The 26,656-nt window shown below is 73.4% G+C and carries 23 protein-coding genes; 16 read left to right on the forward strand and 7 right to left on the reverse strand.

From position 1 onward, the window contains the following. Nucleotides 1–209 precede the first annotated feature (209 nt). The 11 genes from ACI8AP_RS15830 (at nucleotide 210) to ACI8AP_RS15880 (ending at nucleotide 11,710) form a co-directional block, all read left to right on the forward strand. Nucleotides 210–485 carry a hypothetical protein gene (locus ACI8AP_RS15830; RefSeq protein WP_456590321.1) on the forward strand — a complete coding sequence of 92 codons (276 nt, stop codon included), beginning with the start codon at nucleotides 210–212 and terminating at the stop codon, nucleotides 483–485. A gap of 134 nt (nucleotides 486–619) precedes the next feature. Then, nucleotides 620–2,656 (forward strand): excinuclease ABC subunit UvrC, encoded by a 2,037-nt coding sequence (gene uvrC, locus ACI8AP_RS15835; RefSeq protein WP_456590322.1) that lies wholly within the window; start codon nucleotides 620–622, stop codon nucleotides 2,654–2,656. Continuing rightward, nucleotides 2,653–3,627 (forward strand): RNase adapter RapZ, encoded by a 975-nt coding sequence (rapZ, locus tag ACI8AP_RS15840; protein WP_456590323.1) that lies wholly within the window; start codon nucleotides 2,653–2,655, stop codon nucleotides 3,625–3,627. The genes uvrC and rapZ overlap by 4 nt, the downstream gene beginning before the upstream one ends. A 35-nt stretch (nucleotides 3,628–3,662) precedes the next feature. Beyond that, a complete protein-coding gene (locus tag ACI8AP_RS15845) occupies nucleotides 3,663–4,595 on the forward strand; it encodes a gluconeogenesis factor YvcK family protein (RefSeq protein WP_456590324.1) in 933 nt (310 codons plus the stop codon). A gap of 140 nt (nucleotides 4,596–4,735) precedes the next feature. Beyond that, nucleotides 4,736–5,710, forward strand: a complete 975-nt coding sequence (gene whiA / locus ACI8AP_RS15850; RefSeq protein WP_456590378.1) for a DNA-binding protein WhiA — start codon at nucleotides 4,736–4,738, stop codon at nucleotides 5,708–5,710. 340 nt (nucleotides 5,711–6,050) lie between these two features. Continuing rightward, the gene (gene gap, locus ACI8AP_RS15855; protein WP_456590325.1) at nucleotides 6,051–7,055 is read left to right on the forward strand and encodes a type I glyceraldehyde-3-phosphate dehydrogenase; all 1,005 of its coding nucleotides are present in this window, start codon (nucleotides 6,051–6,053) and stop codon (nucleotides 7,053–7,055) included. Continuing rightward, entirely contained in the window at nucleotides 7,055–8,260 is a 1,206-nt protein-coding gene (locus ACI8AP_RS15860) for a phosphoglycerate kinase (protein ID WP_456590326.1), read from the forward strand. Before gap ends, ACI8AP_RS15860 begins: the two co-directional genes overlap by 1 nt. Before the next feature lies 1 nt (nucleotide 8,261). Then, nucleotides 8,262–9,071: a triose-phosphate isomerase gene (gene tpiA / locus ACI8AP_RS15865; protein WP_456590327.1), complete on the forward strand. Its 810-nt coding sequence runs from the start codon at nucleotides 8,262–8,264 to the stop codon at nucleotides 9,069–9,071. Nucleotides 9,072–9,142: 71 nt separating this feature from the next. Then, nucleotides 9,143–10,894 carry an ABC transporter substrate-binding protein gene (locus tag ACI8AP_RS15870; protein ID WP_456590328.1) on the forward strand — a complete coding sequence of 584 codons (1,752 nt, stop codon included), beginning with the start codon at nucleotides 9,143–9,145 and terminating at the stop codon, nucleotides 10,892–10,894. Nucleotides 10,895–11,004: 110 nt separating this feature from the next. Continuing rightward, nucleotides 11,005–11,241 carry a preprotein translocase subunit SecG gene (gene secG, locus ACI8AP_RS15875; protein ID WP_456590329.1) on the forward strand — a complete coding sequence of 79 codons (237 nt, stop codon included), beginning with the start codon at nucleotides 11,005–11,007 and terminating at the stop codon, nucleotides 11,239–11,241. A 127-nt stretch (nucleotides 11,242–11,368) separates the two neighbouring features. Next, nucleotides 11,369–11,710, forward strand: a complete 342-nt coding sequence (locus ACI8AP_RS15880) for an RNA polymerase-binding protein RbpA (protein WP_456590330.1) — start codon at nucleotides 11,369–11,371, stop codon at nucleotides 11,708–11,710. A 1-nt stretch (nucleotide 11,711) separates the two neighbouring features. Here ACI8AP_RS15880 and pgl read toward each other — a convergent pair whose 3' ends face one another. The 6 genes from pgl to tkt form a co-directional block, all read right to left on the reverse strand. Continuing rightward, on the reverse strand, nucleotides 11,712–12,527 hold the full coding sequence (gene pgl / locus ACI8AP_RS15885) for a 6-phosphogluconolactonase (protein WP_456590331.1): 816 nt from the start codon (nucleotides 12,525–12,527) through the stop codon (nucleotides 11,712–11,714). Beyond that, nucleotides 12,524–13,564, reverse strand: coding sequence for a glucose-6-phosphate dehydrogenase assembly protein OpcA (locus tag ACI8AP_RS15890; protein WP_456590332.1), 1,041 nt, complete (start codon nucleotides 13,562–13,564; stop codon nucleotides 12,524–12,526). The genes pgl and ACI8AP_RS15890 overlap by 4 nt, the downstream gene beginning before the upstream one ends. 49 nt (nucleotides 13,565–13,613) lie before the next feature. Then, the gene (gene zwf, locus ACI8AP_RS15895) at nucleotides 13,614–15,131 is read right to left on the reverse strand and encodes a glucose-6-phosphate dehydrogenase (RefSeq protein WP_456590333.1); all 1,518 of its coding nucleotides are present in this window, start codon (nucleotides 15,129–15,131) and stop codon (nucleotides 13,614–13,616) included. A 105-nt stretch (nucleotides 15,132–15,236) separates the two neighbouring features. Then, nucleotides 15,237–16,841, reverse strand: a complete 1,605-nt coding sequence (locus tag ACI8AP_RS15900) for a glucose-6-phosphate isomerase (protein ID WP_456590334.1) — start codon at nucleotides 16,839–16,841, stop codon at nucleotides 15,237–15,239. Continuing rightward, nucleotides 16,838–17,938 carry a transaldolase gene (gene tal, locus ACI8AP_RS15905; protein ID WP_456590335.1) on the reverse strand — a complete coding sequence of 367 codons (1,101 nt, stop codon included), beginning with the start codon at nucleotides 17,936–17,938 and terminating at the stop codon, nucleotides 16,838–16,840. Before tal ends, ACI8AP_RS15900 begins: the two co-directional genes overlap by 4 nt. 90 nt (nucleotides 17,939–18,028) lie before the next feature. Next, entirely contained in the window at nucleotides 18,029–20,242 is a 2,214-nt protein-coding gene (gene tkt / locus ACI8AP_RS15910) for a transketolase (RefSeq protein ID WP_456590336.1), read from the reverse strand. 297 nt (nucleotides 20,243–20,539) lie between these two features. On the opposite strand from tkt, the gene ACI8AP_RS15915 reads away from it, so the two are divergent. Beyond that, complete coding sequence (locus tag ACI8AP_RS15915) at nucleotides 20,540–21,472, forward strand: heme o synthase (RefSeq protein WP_456590337.1); 933 nt, start codon at nucleotides 20,540–20,542, stop codon at nucleotides 21,470–21,472. 106 nt (nucleotides 21,473–21,578) lie between these two features. Then, nucleotides 21,579–21,863 carry a hypothetical protein gene (locus tag ACI8AP_RS15920; RefSeq protein ID WP_456590338.1) on the forward strand — a complete coding sequence of 95 codons (285 nt, stop codon included), beginning with the start codon at nucleotides 21,579–21,581 and terminating at the stop codon, nucleotides 21,861–21,863. A gap of 66 nt (nucleotides 21,864–21,929) precedes the next feature. Here ACI8AP_RS15920 and ACI8AP_RS15925 read toward each other — a convergent pair whose 3' ends face one another. Next, on the reverse strand, nucleotides 21,930–22,856 hold the full coding sequence (locus ACI8AP_RS15925; protein WP_456590339.1) for a COX15/CtaA family protein: 927 nt from the start codon (nucleotides 22,854–22,856) through the stop codon (nucleotides 21,930–21,932). 218 nt (nucleotides 22,857–23,074) lie between these two features. Between ACI8AP_RS15925 and ACI8AP_RS15930 the strand changes: the two genes are divergently transcribed. Genes ACI8AP_RS15930 through sufD form a run of 3 tightly spaced genes read left to right on the forward strand, consistent with a single transcriptional unit; the run spans nucleotide 23,075 to nucleotide 26,654 of the window. After that, on the forward strand, nucleotides 23,075–23,899 hold the full coding sequence (locus tag ACI8AP_RS15930; RefSeq protein ID WP_456590340.1) for a helix-turn-helix transcriptional regulator: 825 nt from the start codon (nucleotides 23,075–23,077) through the stop codon (nucleotides 23,897–23,899). Then, nucleotides 23,896–25,338: a Fe-S cluster assembly protein SufB gene (gene sufB, locus ACI8AP_RS15935; RefSeq protein WP_456590341.1), complete on the forward strand. Its 1,443-nt coding sequence runs from the start codon at nucleotides 23,896–23,898 to the stop codon at nucleotides 25,336–25,338. The genes ACI8AP_RS15930 and sufB overlap by 4 nt, the downstream gene beginning before the upstream one ends. Next, nucleotides 25,338–26,654 carry a Fe-S cluster assembly protein SufD gene (gene sufD, locus ACI8AP_RS15940; protein ID WP_456590342.1) on the forward strand — a complete coding sequence of 439 codons (1,317 nt, stop codon included), beginning with the start codon at nucleotides 25,338–25,340 and terminating at the stop codon, nucleotides 26,652–26,654. The genes sufB and sufD overlap by 1 nt, the downstream gene beginning before the upstream one ends. Nucleotides 26,655–26,656 lie beyond the last annotated feature (2 nt).

Consider the following 26,656-nt stretch of genomic DNA (forward strand, 5'->3'; position numbering starts at 1 on the left):
GGCGTGCTGGTCGGGCGCCGTGGCGGATCGCGCGTGGGCGTGCTGCGTGGGGTCGGCGCACCCCCGGGCCGCCGGACCGCGGGGCCGCCGGACCGGGGGGTGGAGGCCACGGGGGTTGAGCGGGAAGCCCGACCGCCGTACTCTCGTTGTGACCGACGTCACGTAGAGCATTCGAGCAGCGTGGCGGAGTCCCTCGGAGGAGGACAGCGATGAGTGCGCTGACGCCCGACTGCGACCCCGATCTCTCGAACTGCGGCTCGCCCGTGTCCGGCGGGGGAGTGCGGTCGACGATCGTCCTGCTCGCTGTGCTGGCCTTGTCCGCGTCCGTCCTCACCGGTGGGGCGTCGGGCGTGATGACGGTCGCGGCCGGCGGTGCGGGAGCCGTGTCGGCCCTGGTGCTGGCGCGGCGGGCGGTTCACCTCGCCCAGCGCGCGACTACCGGGCTCGCCGCCCACGCGCCCTGGCGGTCCCGCCCGGTCGTCTGAGCCGGCGTCCCCGAGCCCGGTGCGGCGCGCTGGCGCTGGACCGGGCTCGACGCCTGCCCGCAACCGCTGGGGCGGTTGTGACGGACGGGTGCGCTCGCTGACGACGTGTCGGTGCGGCGACCTAGTGTGGAGGCATGGCCGACCCCTCCACGTACCGCCCGGCGGTCGGCTCCATCCCGGAGTCCCCGGGGGTCTACAAGTTCCGTGACCCGAACGGCCGGGTCATCTACGTGGGCAAGGCCAAGAGCCTCCGGCAGCGGCTGAACAGCTACTTCGCCGACGTCGCGGGCCTGCACCCGCGCACGCGCCAGATGGTGACGACGGCGTCGAGCGTGGAGTGGACCGTCGTCGGCACCGAGGTCGAGGCGCTCCAGCTCGAGTACAACTGGATCAAGGAGTTCGACCCCCGCTTCAACGTCCGCTACCGCGACGACAAGAGCTACCCGAGCCTCGCCGTGACGCTGAACGAGGAGTACCCGAGGCTGCAGGTCATGCGCGGGCCCAAGAAGAAGGGCGTCCGCTACTTCGGCCCCTACGCCCACGCCTGGGCGATCCGCGAGACCCTCGACACGCTGACCCGCGTCTTCCCGACACGGACCTGCTCCACCGGCGTCTTCAAGCGCGCCGGCCAGATCGGCCGGCCCTGCCTGCTGGGCTACATCGGCAAGTGCGCCGCCCCGTGCGTGGGCCGGGTGAGCGCCGAGGAGCACCGGCGGATCGTCGACGACTTCTGCGACTTCATGGCCGGGCGCACCGACTCGATGATCAAGCGGCTCGAGCGGGAGATGGGTGAGGCCGCCGAGGCGATGGAGTACGAGAAGGCCGCCCGGCTCCGCGACGACATCGGAGCGCTCAAGCGGGCGATGGAGAAGCAGGCCGTCGTCCTCGGCGACGGCACCGACGCCGACGTCGTCGCCTTCGCCCAGGACGAGCTCGAGGCGGCCGTCCAGGTCTTCCACGTCCGCGGCGGGCGGGTGCGCGGGCAGCGGGGCTGGATCATCGACAAGGTCGAGGACGTCACCACCGGCGAACTGGTGGAGCAGTTCCTCCTCCAGGTGTACGGCGGGGTCGACGAGGAGACCGGCGTCGGTGAGGCCGGCGAGGCCGTCCCGCGCGAGGTGCTCGTCCCCGAGCTGCCCGACGACGCCGACGTCTACGTCGAGCTGCTCGAGGAGCTCCGCGGCGGCCGGGTCTCACTGCGCGTGCCGCAACGGGGCGACAAGCGCAGCCTCATGGAGACCGTCGAGCGCAACGCCAAGGAGGCGTTCGCCCGGCACCGGGTGAAGCGGTCCAGTGACCTGACCGCTCGCTCGCTCGCGCTGTCGGAGCTCCAGGAGGCGCTCGAGCTGCCCGACGCACCGCTGCGGATCGAGTGCATCGACATCAGCCACGTCCAGGGCACCAACGTGGTGGCCTCGATGGTCGTCTTCGAGGACGGGCTGGCGAAGAAGTCCGACTACCGCCGGTTCTCCGTCACCGAGGGCACCGACGACACCGCGGCCATGGCCGAGGTGGTCCGCCGCCGCTTCGCCCGGCACCTCAAGGACGAGGCCGACCGCCGGGACGAGCAGGGGATCGCCGCCGAGGAGGGGCGCCCCCGCCGGTTCGCCTACCCGCCGAACCTGCTGGTGGTCGACGGCGGTGCTCCCCAGGTGGCCGCGGCCGCGCGCTCGCTGGACGAGCTCGGCATCGTCGACGTCGCCGTCTGCGGGCTGGCCAAGCGCATGGAGGAGGTGTGGCTGCCGGGGGAGAGCGACCCGGTGATCCTGCCGCGCACCTCGGAGGCGCTCTACCTGCTGCAGCGGGTGCGCGACGAGGCCCACCGCTTCGCCATCACCTACCACCGGCAGAAGCGGTCCACCGGCATGCTGGTCTCCCTCCTGGACGACGTCCCCGGGCTCGGGGAGACGCGTCGCAAGGCGTTGATGAAGCAGTTCGGCTCGCTCAAACGGTTGCGGGCCGCGACAGTGGAGGAGCTCATGGCGGTACCCGGCATCGGCCGGCGGACGGCGGAGGCGGTGCAGATGGCGGTGGCCGAACCGGTGCCGGCGCCCGAGGAGGGGAAGCCGCCGGCGGCGGAGACCACCCTCGCGCCCCAGGGCCCGGCCGAGCAGGGCGTCCCGCGCGCCGGCTCCGGGAACACCGCCGAGGTCGGCCGGGTGGCCTCGTGACCGCGGACGCCGGCAGGGAGGCCGAGGCGCCGGCCCAGGGGCCCGGCACCACGCCCCCGGTGGGGCCCCAGAACGACGTCTCGCCGGCGATGGACCCGGCGAGCACGGAGACCCAGCCACTCGAGGTCGTCGTCGTCACCGGGCTCTCGGGCGCCGGGAAGAACAGCGCCGGCCGGGTGCTCGAGGATCTCGGCTGGTTCGTCGTGGACAACCTGCCGCCGGCGCTGCTGCTGCCGATGGTGGAGCTGGGCGCCCGCGGGGACCTGCGCCGGTTCGCCGCCGTCGTCGACGTCCGCAGCCGGGCCTTCTCCAGCGACCTGCAGGAGGCCATCCGGGTCCTCTCCGAGGCCGGGCACCGGCCCCGGGTGGTGTACGTGCACGCCCGCGACGAGGTGCTGGTCCGGCGCTACGAGTCCGTCCGTCGGGAGCACCCGCTGCAGGGGAACGGCACGCTCATCGACGGGATCACCGCCGAACGCGCGCTGCTCACCGGCATCGCCGGCGAGGCCGATCTGTGGGTGGACACCAGCGATCTCAACGTCCACCAGCTACGTGCCACCCTGGAGAACGCGTTCGCCCGCGACGGCCAGACCCCGCCCCTCACCGCGACGGTGATGAGCTTCGGCTTCAAGTACGGGCTGCCGCTGGACGCCGACCTCGTGGTGGACGCCCGCTTCCTGCCGAACCCGCACTGGGTGCCGGAGCTGCGGGGGCACACCGGGCGCGACGCCGACGTCCGCGACTACGTGCTCGGGCAGCAGGACGCCGCCAACTTCCTGGACCGGTACGGCGAGGTGCTGCGGCTGCTGCTGCCCGGCTACCGCCGCGAGGGCAAGCGCTACCTGACGCTCGCGGTCGGCTGCACCGGCGGGAAGCACCGCAGCGTGGCGATCGCCGAGGAGTTCGCCCGGCGGCTGGGCGCCGAGGGCATCGCCGCCGTGGCCCGGCACCGCGACCTGGGGCGCGAGTAGTGGCAGGGCCGACGGTCCCGGGACGAGCGCCCCGGGTGGTCGCCTTCGGCGGCGGGCACGGCCTGGCGGCTGCGCTGGCTGCCTGGCGCCGGATCACCCCGGCGCTGACCGCCGTGGTGACGGTGGCCGACGACGGCGGCTCCTCCGGGCGGATCCGGCGGGAGATGCCGGTGCTGCCGCCCGGCGACCTGCGCATGGCGCTGGCCGCGCTCGCGGGTGAGGCCGAGCGCGAGCAGACCCTCGCCACGCTGTTCCAGCACCGTTTCGGTGGCAGCGGTGTCCTGGCCGGCCACCCGGTCGGCAACCTGCTCCTGACCGGGCTGACGGAGATGTTCGGCGGTGACACCGTCCGGGCCCTCGACGAGCTCTGCTCGCTCGTCGGTGCCGCCGGCCGGGTGCTGCCCATGGCCGACGAGCCACTGGACCTGGTCGCCCGGGTGGAGACCGCCGACCCGGACGACCCGGCCCGCGTGCGCACCATCCGCGGGCAGGTGGCGATCGCGGCGACCCCGGGCCGGGTCCGCGAGATCCGGCTCGCCCCGGCCGATCCGGTGGTGCACCCCGCGGTGCTCGAGGCGATCGCCGCGGCGGACGTGGTCTCGCTCGGGCCCGGCTCCTGGTACACCTCGGTGCTGCCGCACCTGCTCGTGCCCCGGCTCCGTGCCGCCCTGGCGGCGACCCGGGCACGGGTGGTGGTGGTGCTGAACCTGGAACCGCAGCCCGGCGAGACGGACGGCTTCTCCCCGGAGGAGCACCTGTCCGTGTTGCAGGTCCATCTGGACGGAGTGGCGTTGCACACCGTGATCGCGGACGTGGAATCGGTGGTTGACCGCCGTGGTCTGCTTGAGGCGGTCCGCGGGTGCGGCGCGGAGCTGCTGCTGGCGCCGGTCGCCGAGCCGGACGGCGCGCCGCGGCACGACCCGGTGCGGCTGTCCGCGGCGCTGGCCTCCGTGGTCGGGCTGCGGTGAACGAATAGCGGTGTGCGAGCGGGTACCAGGTGGACGGTCGACCGGCCGGCACGAGGGGGAGAGGGGACGGCGTAGATGACGCTGACCCGGACTGCGGGGGCGGCAAACCCCGGGGGAACGTGGGGGTGGACGGCGTGGCGATGACCGCGATGGTGAAGGACGAGCTCTCCAGGGTGGAGTGCACGAAGACCTCCGAGCGCAAGGCCGAGGTGACCGCGCTGCTGCGGTTCTCCGGTGGCCTGCACATCGTCGGTGGTCGCGTGGTCATCGAGGCCGAGCTGGACACCGGCTCGGTCGCCCGGCGGCTGCGGCGGGACATCAGCGAGGTCTACGGCTACACCAGCGGGGTGAGCGTGCTCGCCGGCGGCAACATCCGCCGCGGCGTGCGCTACCTGGTCCGCATCGCCAAGCACGGCGAAGGTCTGGCCCGCCAGACCGGCCTGGTCGACCAGCGCGGACGCCCGGTCCGGGGCCTGCCCCCGGCGGTCGTGTCCGGCAGCATCAACGACGCCGAGGCCGCCTGGCGCGGAGCCTTCCTCGCCCACGGTTCCCTGACCGAGCCCGGCCGCTCCTCCTCTCTGGAGGTCACCTGCCCCGGCCCGGAGGCGGCGATGGCCCTCGTCGGAGCCGCTCGCCGCCTGGGCATCGCCGCCAAGGCCCGCGAGGTGCGCGGGGCCGACCGGGTCGTCGTCCGGGACGGCGACGCGATCAGCGCGCTGCTCACCCGCATGGGCGCCCACGACGCGGTGCTCGCCTGGGAGGAGCGGCGGATGCGCCGGGAGGTCCGGGCCACCGCCAACCGCCTGGCCAACTTCGACGACGCCAACCTGCGCCGCTCGGCGCGGGCCGCCGTCGCCGCCAGCGCCCGGGTCGAGCGGGCCCTGCAGATCCTCGGGGAGGACGCTCCGGAGCACCTCCTCGTCGCCGGCCGGCTCCGCCTGGAGTTCGGTCAGGCCTCGCTGGAGGAGCTCGGGCAGCGGGCCGACCCGCCGATGACCAAGGACGCGGTCGCCGGCCGCATCAGGCGTCTGCTGGCCATGGCCGACAAGCGGGCCAAGGATCTCGGCATCCCCGACACGGAGTCGGTCGTCACCGACGACATGCTGACCCAGTAGCGGCCCGGCCCCGCCCGGCACTGCTCGACCGTTTCGTCGACCGGCCCGTCGCCCCCCGGGGTGGCGGGCCGGTCGACGTGCGGGCGCCGGCCCGACGTCCTGACTCACCTCCCGGCGTCTTGGCTCACCTGACGGGGTCCTGGCTCACCTGACGGGGTCCTGGCTCACCGTCGACCCCGAGCCAGGACCCCTGTTGATCAGGTGACCTGATCAACAGGGGGCGGGTGCTCGAACGGGGCGAGTGGGAGCCGCGTCTCGCCGCGACCGATAGGGTCTGCACGGAGCGAGGCCGCGCGGTCCGCGCGGCAGCCAACGTGACGGTTCCCATGGGAGGTCTGCAGTGACGGTCCGGGTAGGCATCAACGGATTCGGCCGGATCGGCCGCAACTTCTGGCGTGCCGCCGCCGCCAGCGGCCAGGACATCGAGATCGTGGCGGTGAACGACCTCACCAGCAACGAGGCGCTCGCCCACCTGCTGAAGTACGACAGCATCCTGGGCGTCCTCAAGGAGGACGTCGCCGCCGACGGCGAGGGCATCAAGATCGGCGGGAAGACCATGAAGGTCCTCTCCGAGCGCGATCCGGCCAACCTGCCGTGGGGCGACCTGGGCGTCGACGTCGTCGTCGAGTCCACCGGTTTCTTCACCAAGGCCGCCGACGCGCGCAAGCACGTCGACGCCGGTGGGGCCAAGAAGGTCATCATCTCCGCGCCGGCCACCGACGACGACATCACCATCGTCATGGGCGTCAACGACAACCTGTACGACGGCTCGCAGACGATCATCAGCAACGCCTCGTGCACCACCAACTGCCTGGCCCCGCTGGCCAAGGTCCTCAACGACGCGTTCGGCATCGAGCGCGGCCTGATGACCACCATCCACGCCTACACCGCCGACCAGAACCTGCAGGACGGCCCGCACAAGGACCTGCGTCGCGCCCGCGCCGCCGCCCTCAACATGGTGCCCACCTCCACCGGTGCGGCGAAGGCGATCGGCCTGGTCCTGCCCGAGCTCAAGGGAAAGCTCGACGGCTACGCCATCCGCGTCCCGGTGCCCACCGGCTCGGCGACCGACCTCACCGTCCAGCTGACGAAGCAGGCCTCGGCCGACGAGATCGACGCCGCCTACCGCGAGGCCGCCGCCGGCCCGCTCGGCAAGTACCTCACCTACACGGACGCGCCGATCGTCTCCTCCGACATCGTCACCGACCCGTCGTCGTGCATCTACGACGCCAAGCTCACCAAGGTCTTCGGGCCGATGGCCAAGGTGCTCGGCTGGTACGACAACGAGTGGGGCTACTCCAACCGCCTCGTCGACCTGACCACCCTGGTGGGCAAGTCCCTCTGATGCGCTCCGTCGACGACCTCATCGCCGAAGGCGTGTCGGGTCGGCGCGTGCTCCTGCGCGCCGACCTGAACGTCCCGCTGGACAAGAAGACCCGCGCGATCACCGACGACGGCCGCATCCGCGCCAGCCTGCCCACGCTCCAGGCGCTGCGGGAGGCCGGGGCGCGGGTGGTCGTGGCCGCCCACCTCGGCCGCCCGAAGGGCGCGCCCGACCCGCAGTTCTCGCTCGGGCCGGTCGCCGCCCGCCTGGGCGAGCTGCTCGGGACGACGGTCCCGCTGGCGTCCGACGTGGCCGGCGAGGACGCGCAGGCCAAGGCCGCCGCCCTCGGCGACGGCGACGTCCTGCTGCTGGAGAACGTCCGCTTCGAGGCCGCCGAGACGGCCAAGGACACCGCCGAGCGGGGCGCGCTCGCCGACCGGCTCGCCACGCTGGCCGACGTCTACGTCGACGACGCCTTCGGCGCTGTGCACCGGGCGCACGCCTCGGTCTTCGACGTCGCCGAGCGGCTCCCGCGCTACGCCGGGCGGCTGGTCGCCCGCGAGCTCGAGGTGCTCACCCGGCTCACCACCGAGCCCGAGCGGCCGTACGTCGTCGTGCTCGGTGGCTCCAAGGTCAGCGACAAGCTCGCGGTGATCGAGGCGCTCCTGCCCAAGGTGGACCGGCTGCTCGTCGGCGGCGGGATGTGCTTCACCTTCCTGGCCGCGCAGGGGCACGGGGTCGGGAAGTCGCTGCTGGAGACCGACCAGGTCGAGACCTGCCGCCGGCTGCTGGCCGAGGCCGGCGACCGGATCGTGCTCCCGGTCGACGTCGTCTGCGCGCCGGAGTTCAGCTCGGACGCCCCGACCACCACCGTGGCGGTCGACGCCATCCCGGACGACCAGATGGGCCTGGACGTCGGCCCGCGCACCGTGGAGCTCTTCGGGACCACCCTGGGCGACGCCCGCACGGTGTTCTGGAACGGGCCGATGGGGGTCTTCGAGCTGGCTCCCTTCCAGGCGGGCACCCGCGGGGTGGCCCAGGCGGTCTCCGCCGTAGCCGGCTTGTCGGTCGTGGGCGGCGGGGACTCGGCGGCCGCTGTCCGGGTGCTGGGCCTCGACGAGGACGCCTACGGGCACATCAGCACCGGCGGTGGTGCGTCGCTGGAGTACCTGGAGGGCCGGGAGCTCCCGGGCCTCGCCGTGCTGGCCGACCGAGCGGGGGAGTGAGATGGCCCGCAACGACCGCCGCACCCAGCCCCGCGAGGGCCGCCGGCCGCTCATCGCCGGCAACTGGAAGATGCACATGACCCACCTGGAGGCCATCGGGCTCGTCCAGAAGGTCGTGTTCTCCCTCAAGGAGAAGGAGCTCGACGCCACCGAGGTCGTCGTCCTCCCGCCCTTCACCGCCCTGCGCAGCGTGCAGACGCTGGTGGCCGGCGACAAGCTGGCGATCGGCTACGGAGCCCAGGACCTCTCCGCCCACGACGCCGGCGCCTACACCGGTGAGGTCAGCGGGGGCATGCTCGCTGCGCTCGCCTGCACGTACGTGACCGTGGGGCACTCCGAGCGGCGGGCGCTGCACGCGGAGGACGACGCCGTGGTGGCCGCCAAGGTGCAGGCGGCGGTGCGCCACGGGCTCGTGCCGATCGTGTGCGTGGGGGAGGGGCTCGACGTCCGCCAGGCCGGCGACCACGTCGCGCACTGCACCCGGCAGCTGGACGCCGCGCTCGAGGGCCTGACCGCCGAGCAGGTGAGCGGGCTCGTGGTCGCCTACGAGCCGGTGTGGGCCATCGGCACCGGCGAGGTGGCCACCCCGGAGGACGCGCAGGAGGTGTGCGGTGCCCTGCGGGCGCGGCTCGCCGAGCGCTTCGGCACCGAGACCGGCGCCGGCGTCCGTATCCTCTACGGCGGGTCGGTGAAGGCCGCCAACACGGCCGGGATCCTGGCCGGGGCGGACATCGACGGCGCACTCGTCGGTGGGGCCAGCCTGGACGCCGACGAGTTCGCGCAGATCTGCCGGATCGCCGGCGGTAGCTGAACCCTGCTGCCCGTCCCCGGCCGCAGACGGAAGGGGACGGGCAGCAGGTGGAGCCTTCGACGCTGGAGCGGGTGACCGACCGGCTCCCGCCGTGGGCCCGGGACTGGTCCCCGCGACGCCTGCTCGCGGCCGCGGCGGTGATCCTGCTGGTCGCCGTCCTCGCGGTCAGCTGCCTGGGTGGCGCGGGCGGCCGGGCCGACGTGCCGGTGCTCGCCGACGGACCCGACGCCGGCATCGAGGGTGTCCGGTCGCCGTCGGACGAGCGCGGCGGCACGCTCCGGGTGGTCGCCCCGTCCATCGACAGCCTGGACCCGCAGCGCTCCTACCTGCCGGGGGTGTGGAACCTCATGCGGCTGTACGCCCGCACCCTCGTCACGTTCGCCAGCGCGCCGGGGGAGACCGGCGAACTCGTCCCGGACCTGGCCACCGACCTGGGCGCCGTGTCCGAGGACGGGTTGCGCTGGACCTTCACCCTCAAGGACGGCGTCCGCTTCGAGAACGGCCGGCCCATCACCAGCGCCGACGTGAAGTACGGCATCCAGCGTTCGTTCGCCTCCGACGTGATCGTCGGGGGCCCCACCTACCTCGTGGGCCTGCTGGACGACCCCGCCAACCCCTACCCGGGGCCGTACTCCACCGACGAGGACGACCCCGACCTGACCTCGATCGAGACGCCCGACGACCGCACGATCGTCTTCCAGCTGCGCGCCCCGCAACCTGACCTGCCGTACGTGCTGGCGCTGCCGTCGGCCAGCCCGGTACCGGCGGAGGCCGACACCCGCGGTGCGTACGGCGACGACCCGGTGTCCTCCGGGCCGTACGCCATCTCCTCGGTCGACCCGCAGACGGGCATCCTGCTGGAGCGGAACCCGGAGTGGGACCCGGCCACCGACCAGGTGCGGACGGCCCTGCCCGACAACGTGGTCGTGCGCACGGACCTCTCGGGGCTGGCGCGGGACCAGGCGCTGCTCGCCGGCTCCGCCGACATCGACATCTCGGGCACCGGGGTGATGCCTGCGACGACGGCCCGCCTCGCCGGGGACGACGGCGAGCAGCTGCTGGACCGGGTCGACGACGTCACCACCGGCGCCGTGCGTCTGCTCGCGCTGCCCACCGACGTCGCGCCGATGGACGACGCCGCCTGCCGGGCCGCCGTCGCCGCGGCCATCGACCGGCGTGCCGTCCAGTCCGCACTCGGCGGTGCCGTCGACGCGGTGCGCAGCAACCAGCTGTGGCCACGGGCGTTGCCCGACGGGCCGGGAGGGGGCGACGACGGCCCGGACCTGGATGCCGCCCGGGCCGCCCTGGCCGAGTGCGGGCAGCCCGACGGGTTCGCCACCGTCCTCGCCGTGCCCGACGTGCGCAGCAGCGTCGACGTCGCCGAGGAGATCGCCGGCCAGCTGGGCGAGATCGGGATCGACGTCGAGGTCCGCCCGCTGGACCCGGCGACCTTCTACGCGACCGACGTCGGCAACCCGGACAACGTGGCCCGCAGCGGGTACGGGCTCGTGCTGGCCACCCGGACCGCGGACTTCCCGACGGCCGGGTCCTTCCTCGTCCCCCTCGTCGACGGGCGCAGCATCGCCCGGGTGGGCAATCCCAATCACGCCCGGCTGGACGACCCGGAGGTCAACGCCCTGGTCGACCGGGCGAAGGCGGGGGAGGTGACGTGGGCGGAGGTGGCCGAGGCGGCGCTGGCTCGAGCCGCCTACGTCCCGCTGGTCGAGACGCGCATCCAGCTCCTGGCGGGGCAGCGGCTGCGCAACGGCCTGGTCATGCGGCCGTACGACGGCTACGACGTCGCCACTGCAGGCGTCCGATGACAGCCGCGGGTCGGCGCCGGCAGGGCTGACCGGACCACCCGGCCCCGTCGGCTACGCTCGAACCGAGAACTGGCGTCCGTCGCCGGTCGCCGATACTTCCGGAGAGGTCAATGGAGCTGTTCCTCAACGTGCTGCTGGTCCTCAGCAGCCTGCTGCTGGTGGTGCTGATCCTGCTGCACCGCGGCAAGGGGGGCGGGCTCTCCTCGATGTTCGGGGGCTCGGTGTCCTCCTCGCTGTCCGGGTCGTCGGTGGTGGAGAAGAACCTCAACCGGCTGACCGTGCTCACCGCCCTCATCTGGACCGTCTGCATCGTGGCACTGGGCATCCTGATCAAGGTCAATCCCTAACCGCACGCCCCGTGCGCTGAATCACAACCGGCACGCAATCGTGACCGGGAAGCGCCCCGTCAAGCCCTAGACTTCCCCCGCGGTGGTCGGCGTCGCCGCAACCCGGACCGACGATCAGGGGGCACACGTGGCTGGTGGGAATGCGATCCGGGGCACCCGGGTCGGGGCGGGTCCGGTCGGCGAGGTGGAACGCGGGGAGTCCGCGCCCCGGCGCCGGATCCCCTTCTGGTGCGCCAACGGGCACGAGACCCGCGTGGTGCTCGCGAGCGAGGCCGAGGTGCCCGAGCTGTGGGACTGCCCGCGCTGCGGGCTGCCGGCCGGGCAGGACCGCACCGCCCCGCCGCCGGCGCCCCGGATCGAGCCCTACAAGACGCACCTGGCGTACGTGCGGGAACGGCGCAGCGACGCCGACGGCGACGCCCTGCTCGAGGAGGCGTTGCACCGGCTCCGCGTGCGTCGCGGGGGCTGACTCAGCCGGCGGGCCGGGGCAGGCGTGAGGCGGCATCGGCGTCGAGCAGCCAGCGCGTCGCCCGGGTGCCGTGGACCCCTGCCGCGGGGAGGTCGACCGGGTCGGCGCCGTTCAGCGCCGCCGCCACGGCCTCGGCCTTGCCCTCGCCCGCGACGAGCAGCCAGACCTCCTCGGCGCTGTTGATCGCCGGAAAGCCGAGGCTGACGCGCGTGGGCGGCGGCTTGGGGCAGTCGTGCACGGCGAGCACCGGCCGGGCGTCCCGGGCCGCGGGGGAGTCCGGGAAGATCGACGCCGTGTGACCTTCGGGCCCCATGCCGAGCAGCAGCACGTCGAAGCGCGGCAGGTCCCGGCCCTCCCCGGCGTGGACCCGCAGCTCCGTCAGGTAGGCCGCGGCGGCCTCCTCGGGCGATCCACACCTGGAGTCGGACGCCGGCATCGCGTGCACCCGTTCCGCGGGGACGGGGACGCGGTCCAGCAGCGCCGCGCGGGCCTGCTTCTCGTTGCGCTCGTCGTCGTCGGCGGGGACGAAGCGCTCGTCGCCCCACCACACGTCGACGGCGGTCCAGTCCACGACCTCCCGCACCGGCTCCGCCGCGAGTCCGGCGACCCGTTCCAGCACGGCGATGCCGATGCCGCCGCCGGTCAGCACGACCGACGCCGTGCCGTGCACGGCCTGGGCGGCGGCGAGCCGGGCGACGAGCGCCTCGGCGACCGCGCGGGCCAGCCGGTCGGCGTCCGGCTCGATCACGACGGCGGGCACGGGCCGGTCGCCGTCCGCCAGCTCGGCGGACACCCGGTCCCCAGGGGACAGGCTCATCCGGTTCCTCCTTCCGTGGCGCCTTCCCGGACGGGGGACCCGTCCGGGGCAGCGGGGTCGAACCACACGTGCTTCCGGACCGGTGCACGGTCCGACAGCCCCGTGAGGCCGGTCGCCGCCTCCAGCGCATCGCTGTAGGGCTCGTCGGGATCCAGCCGGTGCAGCTCCTCGCTGAGCAGGTCTCCGAGCGGCCGATCGGGGAGGGCCACGCTCGAGTCGGGCCGGTAGGGCTGGGTGATCACCGCGCCGCCGCGGTGGTCGGCGCGGATCCGCACCTCCTCGTCCTGGTCGAGCTGCAGGGTGATGGCCTCGACGCCGCTCGGTCCGGTGCGGCGCTCGGCGGTGGTGACGTCGATCGGGCAGCCGCCACGGGAGGAGAGCCACCCCGCCAGCAACCGGGTGGTGGCGTTGTGCGGGTCGCCCTCGATCGTGCCGCCCTGCAGGTGGACCGCCCCGCCGCGCCGGCCGGACACGGAGTCCAGCGTCGAGGCGAGCGCCGCGCGCCAGGCGGTGCTCCGGGTCCACGCCAGGTCGGAGTCACCGGGGGCGTAGTCCTCCGCCCGGACCCGGAGGGCCGCCAAGGGGTCCTCGGCGAGCGAGGTGTCGGTGATCCGGCGGTCGGCGAAGACCCCGAGGGCGTCGGTGGCGATCCGCTCCGGCGGTGCTTCGTGCCACCAGGTGACCACCGGGGCGTCGGCCGCCAGCAGCGGGAGCACGACCGACTCGGCGTGCAGTGCGAGCCGCCCGTACATGCGCATCACCACCGCCTCGCCAGGGCCCAGGCGGCCGCCGATGAGGACCTCGGCGTCCAGTCGCGGGCCGGGGGCGTCGATCTGCCGGCGCACCACGATGAGCAGCCGGCAGGGGTGCAGCTCGGCGGCATGCGTCGCCGCCTCCTCCGCCTCGGTCACCCGGCTCTCGTCGGCGACGACGACCAGCGTCAGCGCGACGCCGGACAGGACCGCACCGCCGGTGCGCCGCTGGGCGGCCAGTTCCTTCACCACCGCGGATCCGGTGGTGTCCCAGAGGGTCGTCACGGGGTCTCCTCCGCTCGCGTCGGGTGCGGGCTGTCGGTGCGCGGGCCGGTCACGGTCGCCGCCAGCGGCGGCCCTCGGCCGCGAGCATCTCGTCGGCGGCCCGCGGGCCCCACTCGCCCGCCCGATAGGGATAGGGGTCGCTGCCCTGCCAGAACTCCTGCAACGGGTCGATGACCGCCCAGGACGCCTCCACCTCCGCGTTGCGGGGGAAGAGGGTGGCGTCGCCGAGCAGGACGTCGAGGAGCAGCCGCTCGTAGGCCTCGGGGCTGCTCTCGGTGAACTGCTCGCCGTACAGGAAGTCCATGGACACGTCCCGGACCTCCATCACGCTCCCGGGGACCTTAGAGCCGAACTTGAGGGTGACCCCTTCGTCGGGCTGCACCCGCACGACCAGCTGGTTGTTGCCCAGCTCCTCGGTGTCGGTCTCGGCGAACGGCAGGTGCGGTGCCCGCTTGAACACCAACGCGATCTCGGTGACCCGGCGCGGGAGCCGCTTGCCGGTGCGCAGGTAGAACGGCACCCCGGCCCAGCGCCGGGTCTCCACGCCCAGCCGCACCGCCGCGTAGGTCTCGGTGGTCGATCCGGGGTCGACGCCGTCCTCCTGCCGGTAGGCCCGGGCGCGCTGGCCGGCCAGCCACCCCTGCTGGTACTGCCCGCGGACCGCGAACGTGCGCAGGTCCTCGGGCAGCGAGATCGCCCGCAGCACCTTGAGCTTCTCGGTGCGGATCTCCTCGGCGGAGAACTCGACCGGCTCCTCCATCGCGGTCAGCGCCAGCAGCTGCAGCAGGTGGTTCTGCAGCACGTCCCGCGCCGCACCGGTCTTCTCGTAGAACCCGGCCCGTCCGCCGATCCCCACGTCCTCCGCCATGGTGATCTGCACCGAGTCGACGTGGTGGCCGTTCCACACGGGCTCGAAGAGGCTGTTGGCGAACCGCAGCGCCATCAGGTTCTGGACGGTTTCCTTGCCCAGGTAGTGGTCGATGCGGAAGACGTCGTCCGCCGTGAAGACCGAGTCCACCAGCGCGTTGAGCTGCCGGCTGGACCCCAGGTCGGTCCCGAACGGCTTCTCGACCACGACCCGGCGCCAGCGCTCGGACGTGCTCTCGGCCATGCCGGTGCGCTGCATCTGCTTCAGCACGATGGGAAACATCGCGGGCGGGATCGACAGGTAGAACGCCGCGTTGCCACCGATGCCGTGGCTGCCCTCCAGCTCGTCAAGGTGCTCGGCCAGCTCGTCGAAGGCGTTGTCGTCGTCGAAGCTGCCCTGGACGAAGCGGACCGTGCCGGCCAGGCGCTCCCAGACCTCCTCGCGCCAGGGCGTGCGGGCGTTGCGCCGGGCCGCTTCCCGGGCCAGCTCGGCGAACTCGGTGTCGCCCCAGTCGCGGCGGGCGAAGCCGAGCAGGGCGAAGTTCGTGGGCAGCAGGCCGCGGTTGGCCAGGTCGTAGACGGCGGGGAGCAGCTTCTTGCGCGCGAGGTCGCCGGTGATGCCGAAGACGACCAGGGCGCAGGGTTCGGGCACGCGGGGCAGCCGGCGGTCCCGCGGGTCGCGCAGCGGGTTGGGGATCATCGTCCGTCCTCGTGGTCGGGGGGACCCGTCGTCCGGCGTGTCGGACCGGGCGGCGGAGTGGGTCGGGCGCGGATCGAGGGGCGGCTCGCTGGTCGGTGCCCCAGATCAGCAGCCCAGCGCGGTGAGCAGCTGGTCGATGCCGGCCTCGCGGTCGGTGAGGTGCAGGTGGAGCAGCGGGCAGCCACGATCGGCGAGCGCCTTGCGGTCGCCGGCTGCCTGCGCCGCCTGCAGCATGCCGAAGGTGTACGGGCGGTCCGGCACCGGGAGGTCCTCGCCGAGTGCCCCGGTGAGCTGCAGGAAGACGCCGACCGGAGGACCGCCCTTGTGGTACTGGCCGGTCGAGTGCAGGAAGCGGGGGCCCCACCCGAAGGTCACCACCTGCTCGGTCCGGCTCGCCAGCGACCTGCGCACCTCGGCGGCGCGCGCGTCCCGGTGCCGGTCGAGGTATGCCATGACGGCGAGGTACCCGCGGGGCTGGACGGCGGCCAGCAGCGCGTCGAGGGTCAGCGAGAGACCGTCGAGCGAGGAGAGGTCGACCCCGTCGAGGACCGAGGCGGTCCCGCGGATCTCCACCGCGCCGATCGTCGCCGCCGGCTGCTCGTCGGGCAGCCCGGCGGCGAGGAGCACGGAGGTGTTCTCCTTGCTCTCGGTCACGTTCGGCTGGTCGAAGGGGTTGATCCCCAGCACCCGGCCGGCGACCGCGGTCGCGTACTCCCAGCCGAGGAATTGCGCGCCGAGCGGCCCGGTGACGCCGAGCGCCGGCCCCGGGCCGGGGGCGTCGGCTCCCACCAGGCCCAGCAGGACGTCGGGGGCCGAGCTGGCGGACGCCTCCGGCCGCTCGAGGACGACGGGGAGGATCCCGCGGCCCTCCTTGCCCGTCGACTCGGCGATGAGCTGCTCGGCCCAGTCGCCGAAGCCCTCGATCGGGGGGACGCCGGCGTCGGCGAGGGCCAGCTTGTCGCGCCCGGCGCCGAACGCCGCGGCCAGCACGATCCCCAGTTCCATGGCCGGGTTGCGCGGGGCGGCGAGCTGCTGGGCCAGCTGCGCCGCGTCGTCGATCAGCGCGGCGACGTCGGCACCGGCGAGGGCGGCGGGCACCAGTCCGAAGGCGGAGAGCGCGCTGTACCGGCCACCGACGGTGGGGTCGGCGAGGAATACCGCGCGGGCCCCCATGGCGGCGGCCGCCTCCGCCAGGGGGGACCCGGGATCGGTGACGACGACGAACCGCGCGCCGATCTGGCTCTCGTCCAGGCCGGCACGGGCGAACGCGGCTGCGAACGCCCGCCGCTGGCTGTCGGTCTCCAGCGTTCCGCCGGACTTGGAGCTGACCACCACGACGGTGCGCTCCAGTTCGGTCATGGCGGCGGCCACCTGACCGGGATCGGTGGAGTCCAGGACGACCAGCGGCACGCCCGCCGTCCGGCAGATCACCTCCGGGGCCAGCGACGAGCCACCCATGCCGCAGAGCACGATGCGGTCCAGCCCCTCGGCGACCAGCTGGGTGCGCAGCTCGGCCAGCGCGGTGAGCAGCGACCGGGAGGTGGCCGGCAGGTCGATCCAGCCGAGCCGGACCGCGGCCTCGCTCTCCGCGTCGGGGCCCCACAGCGTCGGGTCCTTGCGGACCAGCCGGGCGGCGACGTCGTCCTCGTCCAGTTGCCGGCGGAGAGCGCCGGGGATCTCCAACCCCGTGCAGCTGACCGCCAGGGTCACTTCTTGTCCTCGAGCTCGCTTCGTACCGAGTCGGTGAGCTCGTCCCAGGAGTCGACGAACTTCTGCACGCCCTCGTCCTCGAGCACGCGGAAGACGTCGTCGAGGTCCACGCCGGCGTCGCGCACCGCCTGCATGACCCCCGCCGCGTCGTCGTAGGCCTTCTGCACGGGCGTCCCGGGGGCGCCGTGGTCCGCGTAGGCCATCATCGTCTTCTCCGGCATGGTGTTGACCGTGCCCGGCGCGATGAGCTCGCTGATGTACATGGTGTCGGAGTAGTCGGGGTTCTTGACTCCGGTCGAGGCCCACAGCGGCCGCTGCCGAGCCGCGCCCTGCGCCTCGAGGGCCCGCCAGCGGTCGGAGGAGAACACCTCCTCGTAGGCCTGGTAGGCCAGCTGCGCGTTGGCGATGCCGGCCTTGCCCTTGAGCGAGGCGTCGGCGCCGGCCGCGTCGAGGCGCTTGTCGATCTCGCTGTCCACCCGGGACACGAAGAACGACGCCACCGACGCGATGCCCTCGAGCGATCCGCCCTCGGCCACCCGCTTCTCCAGGCCCGCGAGGTAGGCGTCCATCACGGCGCGGTAGCGCTCCAGGCTGAAGATGAGCGTGACGTTGACGCTGATGCCGTTGGCGATCGTCTCGGTGATCGCGGGCAGGCCGGCCTCGGTCGCCGGGATCTTGATGTAGAGGTTGGGCCGGTCGACCAGCCACCACAGGTGGGCGGCCTCGGCGGCGGTGGCGTCGGTGTCGTGCGCCAGGCCGGGGGCCACCTCGAGGGAGACCCGGCCGTCGCCCGGCTGCCGGTCGGCGATCGGGCGGAGCAGGTCGCAGGCGTCCCGGACGTCGGCGGCGGTGATCGTCCGCAGCGCCTCCTCGACGCTGACCTCGCGGACGGCGAGCGCGTGCAGCTGGTCGTCGTAGGAGTCCGACCCGCTGATCGCCGCCGCGAAGATGGTCGGGTTCGTGGTGACGCCCACGACGCTGTGCTCGTCGACCAGCGACTGCAGGTTGCCGCTGCGGATGCGGTCACGCGAGAGGTCGTCGAGCCAGACGGCGACCCCCGCGGACGACAGCTCGGCCAGGTTCTGGTTCTGTGCCATGTCAGGTGCCTTTCAGGAAGGGACTGGAGCGGCCTCGCTGCAGGGACCCGCCGCGAGCCTGTGGGTGGTGGGGGGCAGCGAGGTCCTTTCTCAGCGGTCGCCGGTGGCCTGGGGGAGCCCGCCCGTGGCGGCGACCGGACCGGCCGGGACGGTGGCGCCGGAGCGGGCGGCCTCGAGGCTCTCGCGGGCGGCGGCGACCACGGCCTCGTCGGTCAGGCCGAACTGCTCGTACAGGACGGTGTACGCGGCGCTGGCGCCGTAGTGGGTGAGCCCGACGATCCGGCCGGCGTCGCCGACGAACTCGCGCCAGCCCATCGGCACGCCCGCCTCGACGCTCACCCGGGCGCGGACCGTCGGGGGGAGCACCTCGTCCTTGTAGGCCTGGTCCTGGTCGGCGAACCACTCGACGCACGGCACGGAGACGACCCGGGTCGGGACGCCGTCGGCCTCCAGGCGGTCGCGGGCGGCCATGGCGATCTGCACCTCGGACCCGGTGCCGAGCAGGATCACGTCGGGGCTGCCGGTCGAGGCCTCGGCCAGCACGTAGGCGCCGCGGGCGACGCCGTCGGCCGAGCCGAACCGCTCGCGGTCGAACACCGGCAGGTTCTGCCGGGACAGCAGCAGCCCGGCCGGCCGGTCGTTGTTCTCCAGGATCGTCCGCCAGGCGGCGGTGACCTCGTTGGCGTCCGCGGGGCGGACGACGTCGAGGCCGGGGATGGCGCGCAGCGCGGCGAAGTGCTCGATCGGCTGGTGGGTGGGGCCGTCCTCGCCGAGGCCGATCGAGTCGTGGGTCCAGACGTAGGTGACCGGCAGTTGCATGAGCGCGGCCAGCCGGACCGCGCCGCGCATGTAGTCGGAGAAGGTGAGGAACGTGCCGCCGTACACGCGGGTGCCGCCGTGCAGGGCGATGCCGTTCATGATCGCTCCCATGGCGTGCTCGCGGACGCCGAAGTGGATCGTGCGGCCGAAGGGACCGCCGGACCACATCTTGGTCTGCCGGTCGGCGGGCAGGAACGACGGCTCGCCCTCCACCGCGGTGTTGTTGCTCTCGGCGAGGTCGGCGGAGCCGCCCCAGAGCTCGGGCAGCCGTGGGTAGAGCGCGGCCAGCACCTTCCCCGACGCCTTGCGGGTGGCCACGCCCTTCTCGTCGGCGGGGAAGGCGGGCAGGTCCTCGGCCCAGCCCTCGGGCAGCCGGCGCTCGCGCATCCGGGCCAGCAGGGCGGCGCCCTCGGGGTTGGCCTTCTCCCACGCGGTGAACCGCTCGTCCCACTCGGCGCGGGCCGCGCGGCCCTTCTCCACGACGGACCGGGCGTGGGCGAGGACGTCGTCGTCGACCTGGAAGGTCCGCTCGGGGTCGAAGCCGAGGATCTCCTTGGTCGCGCGCACCTCGTCGTCGCCGAGCGCCGAGCCGTGCGAGGCGCCGGTGTTCTGCTTGGTGGGGGCCGGCCAGGCGATGACCGTCCGCAGCACGATGAGGGAGGGGCGACCGGTCTCGGCCTTGGCCGCGGCGAAGGCGGCGTCGACGGCGGCGAGGTCCTCACCGTCGTCGACGTGCTGCACGTGCCAGCCGTAGGCCTCGTAGCGCTTGCCGACGTCCTCGGTGAAGGCGACGGTCGTGTCGTCCTCGATGGAGATCTTGTTGTCGTCGTAGACGAGGGTCAGGTTGCCCAGCCGCTGCGTGCCGGCCAGCGACGACGCCTCGCCACTGACGCCCTCCTCCATGTCGCCGTCGGAGGCGAAGCACCAGATGGAGTGGTCGAAGAGGCTCTCGCCCTCGGGGGCGTCCGGGTCGAGCATCCCGCGCTCCCGGCGGGCGGCCATCGCCATGCCGACCGCGTTGCCGACACCCTGGCCCAGCGGGCCGGTCGTGGTCTCGACGCCCGGGGTGTGGTTGACCTCGGGGTGGCCGGGGGTCTTCGAGCCCCAGGTGCGCAGCGCCTTGAGGTCGTCGATTTCCAGGCCGTAGCCGGAGAGGAACAGCTGCACGTACAGCGTCAGGCTGGAGTGCCCCATGGAGAGGACGAACCGGTCGCGGGCGACCCAGTTCGGGTCGGTGGGGTCGTGCCGCAGCCACTTGTGGAAGAGCAGGTAGGCCGTCGGGGCCATGCTCATGGCGGTGCCCGGGTGGCCGTTACCGACCTTCTGGACGGCGTCCATCGCCAGCACGCGCGCGGTGTCGATGACGCGGCGGTCGAGATCCCCGAAGTCCTGGGGGAGGGTCGGCTGCGGCTGCGACGGGCTGCCGGTGGGCGCGTCGGTCGCGGCCTCGGCGGGGGCTTCCGGTCCGGTGCTGCGCGTGTCCATCTGGTCGGTTCTCCCTCGAGGTAGGCCTGACGTCGTGCCCGGGCGAGCGGCCGGCCGCCGGTGGGTCGCCCAGGGGCGTCCCCCCGGGCCGGTGGGTCAGGGGGCGTGACGACGTCGTCGCGTCGCCCCTACCCGCTGCACCGGCGGCAGCAACGTGATCAACCCTAGTCATCCGAGGTCGTGCCGCGCGGCGGCCCGTGAACCGGCCGGGGCTACAGTGGGGGAGTTACGCCTCCAGGTTCGAAGGGATCCCGTGGTGCCCTGCTGCCCGCGCGCGACCGCGCACGAGGGCACCCGGTGACGGCGCTGTCCGAGCGCCCTCCCGCCTCCGCTGCCCGCCGCTCCACCCGCCTGCGCGCCCGGCTGGGCGCGTACGTGGGGCTGACCAAGCCCCGCATCATCGAGCTGCTGCTGATCACGACGCTGCCGGCGATGATCCTGGCGGCGGGTGGGTGGCCGTCGTGGGGCCTGCTGGCCGCGACGATGGTCGGCGGCACGCTCGCCGCCGGTGCGGCCAACGTCTTCAACTGCTGGTACGACCGCGACATCGACCGGCTGATGCGCCGGACCGAGCGCCGGGCCCTGGTGACCGGCGAGGTGAGCCCGCGCAACGCCTTCGTCTTCGGCGTCGTCCTGTCGGTGCTGGCGATCGTCCTGCTGGCCCTGACCACCACCCCGCTGGCCGCGGCCCTCGCCGCGGGGGCGATCTTCTACTACGCGGTCATCTACACCGCGGTGCTCAAGCGGCGCACGCGGCACAGCACGCTGTTCGGCGGGGTGCCCGGGGCCGCGCCGGTGCTCATCGGCTGGGCCGCCGTCACCGGTTCCCTGGACTGGCCGGCCTGGATCTTCTTCGGCGTCGTCTTCTGCTGGCAGCTGCCGCACTTCTGGGCGCTGGCCATGCGGTTCCGCGAGGACTACGCGCGCGCCGACGTCCCGATGCTCCCCGTCGTCGCCTCGGAGCTCTCCGTCGGCCGGCAGACCGTCGTCTGGACCTGGCTGACCGTGGCGGTCTCGCTGCTGCTCGCCCCGCTCGGTGCCGAGTACGGCATCGGCTGGATCTACACGCTGACCGCCGCCGCCCTCGGCGCCTGGTTCGTGGTCGAGGCGCACCGGCTGCTCTCCCGCATCCAGCGAGGGGTGGAGACCCGACCGATGCAGCTGTTCCACATCTCGATCTCCTACATGGCGCTGCTGTCGGTCGCGATCATCGTCGACGTCTTCGTCTGAGGAAGGGCCCCGTCCTCCTCGCCCCTCGCAGGCTCGGGACGAGCCTCCGGACGGGGCCCCTGGAGGGCGGCGCAGCCGGCTGCCGCCGAGCACTACCGTGCGGATCGTGCGCCGGGACCTCGCGAACGTGCGGATGGGCCAGTTCGTGGGGGCGGACGGCCGCACGTACTCGGCCCGTGGCGGCCGCATCGAGGCGGTCGAGATCGAGGGCCTGATCCAGGCGGGGTGGCCCGTGGTCACCTACCTCGCGGGGGGCAGGCTCGTGTGGCACGACGAGGAGGACGCGTGGCCGGCGTGGGCCGATGCGCGGAGCGCCGCCGAGACCGTCACCGGACGCCGCTGGGAGTCCGCCGACGGCTCGCTCGCCGTGCTTCTGGTGTGGCACGACTGACTGCGGCGGTGTGCGCGGACGAGCAGCCTCGGGCGCGAGAACTGCTCATCGGCGCACTCAGCCGGTTCAGCGGGTGGCGACCGCCGGCTCGAGGGGGGCCGTCAGCGGGGCCTCCGAGGCCGGGCCGCGCACGGACCACACCAGCCGGGCCGTGTAGGCGGTGATCAGCACCGCGCCCAGCATGTGCAGCAGCACCAGCACGATCGGCAGGTCGGTGAAGTACTGGACGTAGCCGATCACGCCCTGCGCGAGCTGGACCACCAGCAGGTCACGGGCGGCGCGCCGGACCCGGCCGGGGGAGTCGGTCGTGTGCAGCGCGACGAGCAACGCGACGGTGAGCCCGATGAGCAGGAAGACGGCGTCGGCGTGCAGGTGGCTGACCAGCTCTGCGTCGAGCCCGGTGCGACCGGCCTCGGCGTCGCCGCTGTGCGGACCGCTGCCGGTGACCACCGTGCCCATGACCAGGACCAGCGCGGTGGCCGCGGCGACGGCGCCGACGAGCAACCGGAACGGGCGCCCGACCAGCGGCTGCCCGACCCCCGGCTCGCGGGACCGCAGCCAGAGCACCGTGGTGAGCGCGACCAGCCCCATGGAGACGAGGAAGTGCCCGGCGACCGTCCACGGGTTCAGCCCGGTCAGCACGGTGATGCCGCCGACGACGCCCTGCGCCGGGATGCCCAGGAACGCGGCCACGGCCAGGGCGCGCAGGTCGCGGCGGGCCGACCGGAACACCACGACGACGAGGGCCACGGCCAGCACCGACAGGACGAAGGTGAGCAGGCGGTTGCCGAACTCGACCACCCCGTGGATGCCCATCTCGGGCGTGGTGACGAAGCTGTCGTCGGTGCAGCGCGGCCAGGTCGGGCAGCCGAGCCCCGATCCGGTGAGGCGGACGACGCCGCCCGTGAGGACGATCCCGCCGTTGGCCACGACGTTCGCGAAGGCGACCCGCGAGATGGTCGTGGGCGAGAAGGAGGCGGGCAGGACCGGCACGCCCCGATGCTAGTTGAAGGACCCCGCTGCCCCCCGCGCCTCGCGAGCTCGCCGCGGCGCCCTGCAGCGCGGCCACCGCCCCCCGCCGCTCGCCCGCCCCGAGTCGCGCCTCTGCGGGCGGGCCGGGGGGCGTGAGGCTGCTCACGAACCGTCCCGGAGGGGCCGCTTCTTAGGTGGACCTTGCTTGCAGGCCTCCTGAAATAGGACACACTCGTGTTGTGGAATCCATCGCGGCGCACCCCCGGCCGTCGGCGACCGCCGACGACGGGCGCACCCGTGACCGCGTGAGCGGGCTGCTGCTCGAGCACGGGCCGCAGACGGCGACCGAGCTCGCCGGCCGGCTCGGCGTCTCACCGGCGGCCGTGCGCCGGCACCTCGACGCCCTGGTCGCCACCGGCCGGATCGAGGAGCGCCAGGTGCGCGACGCCCACCGCGGCCGGGGGCGGCCGGCCCGCCGCTTCCACCTCACCGACGCCGGCCGCTCGGCCTTCCCGCACGCCTACGACGACCTGGCGCTGACCGCGCTGCGGTACGTGGCGGATGTGGGTGGTCCCGACGCCGTCCGTGCGGTCGCCGAGCAGCAGCTCGCCGGGCTGGAGGCACGCGCCTGGAGCGCGGTCGAGCAGGCGGTCAGCGCCCGCCCCGGTGAGCCGGTGGACCGGGCCCAGGCGCTCGCCGCCGCCCTGACGGCCGAGGGCTACGCTGCCACCGCCTCGGCGCTGTCCGGAGGTGGGCAGCTCTGCCAGCACCACTGCCCGGTGGCGCACGTCGCGGCGGAGTTCCCGCAGCTCTGCGAGGCCGAGACGGCGGTGATCGGCCGGCTGGTCGGCACGCACGTCCAGCGGCTGGCCACGATCGCCCACGGCGACGGGGTCTGCACCACCCACATCCCCGGGCCGATACGGCCGGGGTCCCAGCGTCCGGGGAACAGAACGGCCCCCGAACGCCCTGTACCAGGTGAGCGTGCAGCCGCGCGTCGCGCGCGCACCGCACCGTCCACCAGCTTCACCCCCACGAACGACCGGGAGAGGACGCCCGCATGACCAGCACCCAGCAGCCGGCGACGGCCACGCAGCTGACGCAGGACGAGCAGATCGAGCAGCTCGGCCGCTACGAGTACGGCTGGGCCGACGCCGACGTCGCCGGTGCGTCCGCGCGCCGGGGCATCGACGAGGACGTCGTCCGCGACATCTCCGCCCGCAAGAGCGAGCCCGAGTGGATGCTCGAGCGCCGCCTCAAGGCCCTCAAGCTCTTCGGCCGCAAGCCGATGCCGGACTGGGGGTCGGACCTCTCCGGGATCGACTTCCAGAACATCAAGTACTTCGTGCGCTCCACCGAGGCCCAGGCGGCCTCGTGGGAGGACCTGCCCGACGACATCAAGAACACCTACGACAAGCTCGGCATCCCCGAGGCGGAGAAGCAGCGCCTCGTGTCCGGCGTCGCCGCGCAGTACGAGTCCGAGGTCGTCTACCACCAGATCCAGAAGGAGCTGGAGGACCAGGGCGTGCTCTTCCTGGACACCGACTCGGCGCTCAAGGAGCACCCGGAGATCTTCCAGGAGTACTTCGGCTCGGTGATCCCCTCCGGCGACAACAAGTTCGCCGCGCTGAACACCGCGGTCTGGTCCGGCGGCTCGTTCATCTACGTGCCGAAGGGCGTGCACGTCGAGATCCCGCTGCAGGCCTACTTCCGGATCAACACCGAGAACATGGGCCAGTTCGAGCGGACGCTGATCATCGTCGACGAGGGCGCCTACGTGCACTACGTCGAGGGCTGCACCGCACCGATCTACAAGTCGGACTCGCTGCACTCCGCGGTGGTCGAGATCATCGTCAAGAAGAACGCGCGCTGCCGGTACACGACCATCCAGAACTGGTCGAACAACGTCTACAACCTGGTCACCAAGCGGGCCGTGGCCCACGAGGGCGCGACCATGGAATGGGTCGACGGCAACCTCGGCTCCAAGGTGACCATGAAGTACCCGGCCGTCTGGATGACCGGCGAGCACGCCAAGGGCGAGGTGCTCTCGATCGCCTTCGCCGGCGAGGGCCAGCACCAGGACGCGGGCGCCAAGATGGTGCACGCCGCGCCGCACACCTCCTCGACCATCGTGTCGAAGTCGGTGGCCCGTGGCGGTGGCCGCACCTCCTACCGCGGCCTGGTCCAGGTCGACGAGGGCGCCTACGGCTCCAAGTCGACGGTCAAGTGCGACGCACTGCTGGTCGACACGATCAGCCGGTCGGACACCTACCCCTACGTCGATGTCCGTGAGGACGACGTCTCCATGGGGCACGAGGCGACCGTCTCCCGGGTCAGCGAGGACCAGCTCTTCTACCTGATGAGCCGCGGCCTCTCCGAGGACGAGGCCATGGCGATGGTGGTGCGCGGCTTCGTCGAGCCGATCGCCCGCGAACTGCCCATGGAGTACGCCCTCGAGCTCAACCGGCTCATCGAACTGCAGATGGAAGGTGCTGTCGGCTGATGACCGACTCCAACACCGGCACGACCGACCTCACCACCCAGCCGAGCACCCTCGCCTCGGAGCTGTTCGCTCCGGGCGTGGGGGCCCAGGCCGGGCCGCCCACCACCCCGGCCGCCGACACCGGCAGCGCGGGGGATGCGGGCCCGGGCGCGCACTCGCACGGTGGGCCCGCCCCGACCGGCTCACCGGCCGAGCGGTTCACCTCCACCGACCCGGACGCCTTCGGCGTGCCCACGGGCCGCGAGGAGACCTGGCGCTTCACCCCCATGAAGCGGATCCGCCCGCTGCTGGACGGCGCCCCGTCCGACGCGCACCTGACCTGGACCACCGACCTGCCCGAGGGCGTGGAGCTGACCAGCGTCGAGGCCGACGACCCGCTGCTCAAGGGCCTGCCCGAGCCGGTGGACCGGCTCGCCGCGCTCGCCCGGCAGCGCAGTGGCGGCGCCGCCGTCGTGCGGGTGGCCAAGGAGGCGCAGCTGGACCGGCCGGTCACGCTGGGGCTCGCCGGCACCGGCTCCGAGGACGTCGTGTGGGGTCACCTCGTGATCGAGGTGGGCGCCTTCGCCACGGCGACGATCGTGCTCGACCACAGCGGCCTCGCGAAGTACGCGGGCGGCGTCTCCGTCCTCGTCGGTGACAGCGCGCAGGTGCGGCTCGTCTCCGTGCAGGACTGGGCGCCCGGCGCGGTGCACGGCGCCCAGTACGACGCCGTCGTCGGTCGCGACGCCACCTTCACGCAGGTCGTGGTCACCCTGGGCGGTGACCTCGTCCGCCTGGTCAGCAACGTGCAGTACGCCGGCCCCGGCGGTAGCGCGGAGCTGTTCGGCGTCTACTTCTCCGACGAGACCCAGCACCAGGAGCACCGCCTCTGGGTCGATCACGCCGTCCCGAACTGCACCAGCAACGTGCTCTACAAGGGCGCACTGCAGGGCGAGGGCGCCCGTACGGTCTGGATCGGCGACGTCCGCATCCGCCCCGCGGCCACCGGCACGGAGACCTACGAGCTCAACCGGAACCTCGTGCTCACCGACGGCGCCCGCGCCGACTCGGTGCCGAACCTGGAGATCGAGACCGGCGAGATCGTCGGCGCCGGCCATGCCAGCGCCACCGGCCGCTTCGACGACGAGCAGCTGTTCTACCTGTGCTCGCGCGGCATCGAGGCCGAGACGGCCCGCCGCCTGGTCGTGCGCGGCTTCTTCGCTGACGTCGTCCAGCGCATCGGCGTCGACGCCCTGCAGGACCGGCTGATGGCGTCGATCGACGAGCGCCTCGGCGCCCTGCCCGGCCTCGACGAGCAGCCGGTCGAGGTGGCCTGACC

The sequence above is a fragment of the Blastococcus sp. SYSU DS1021 genome, from assembly GCF_054050995.1.

Excerpts from the sequence above, each read along its gene's own strand:
- zwf (WP_456590333.1), bottom strand. The coding sequence starts at position 15,131 with ATGATCCCCAACCCGCTGCGCGACCCGCGGGACCGCCGGCTGCCCCGC.
- tpiA (WP_456590327.1), top strand. The coding sequence starts at position 8,262 with ATGGCCCGCAACGACCGCCGCACCCAGCCCCGCGAGGGCCGCCGGCCG.
- pgl (WP_456590331.1), bottom strand. The coding sequence starts at position 12,527 with ATGAGCCTGTCCCCTGGGGACCGGGTGTCCGCCGAGCTGGCGGACGGC.
- whiA (WP_456590378.1), top strand. The coding sequence starts at position 4,736 with ATGACCGCGATGGTGAAGGACGAGCTCTCCAGGGTGGAGTGCACGAAG.
- ACI8AP_RS15860 (WP_456590326.1), top strand. The coding sequence starts at position 7,055 with ATGCGCTCCGTCGACGACCTCATCGCCGAAGGCGTGTCGGGTCGGCGC.
- sufB (WP_456590341.1), top strand. The coding sequence starts at position 23,896 with ATGACCAGCACCCAGCAGCCGGCGACGGCCACGCAGCTGACGCAGGAC.
- tkt (WP_456590336.1), bottom strand. The coding sequence starts at position 20,242 with ATGGACACGCGCAGCACCGGACCGGAAGCCCCCGCCGAGGCCGCGACC.
- tal (WP_456590335.1), bottom strand. The coding sequence starts at position 17,938 with ATGGCACAGAACCAGAACCTGGCCGAGCTGTCGTCCGCGGGGGTCGCC.
- uvrC (WP_456590322.1), top strand. The coding sequence starts at position 620 with ATGGCCGACCCCTCCACGTACCGCCCGGCGGTCGGCTCCATCCCGGAG.
- ACI8AP_RS15830 (WP_456590321.1), top strand. The coding sequence starts at position 210 with ATGAGTGCGCTGACGCCCGACTGCGACCCCGATCTCTCGAACTGCGGC.
- secG (WP_456590329.1), top strand. The coding sequence starts at position 11,005 with ATGGAGCTGTTCCTCAACGTGCTGCTGGTCCTCAGCAGCCTGCTGCTG.
- sufD (WP_456590342.1), top strand. The coding sequence starts at position 25,338 with ATGACCGACTCCAACACCGGCACGACCGACCTCACCACCCAGCCGAGC.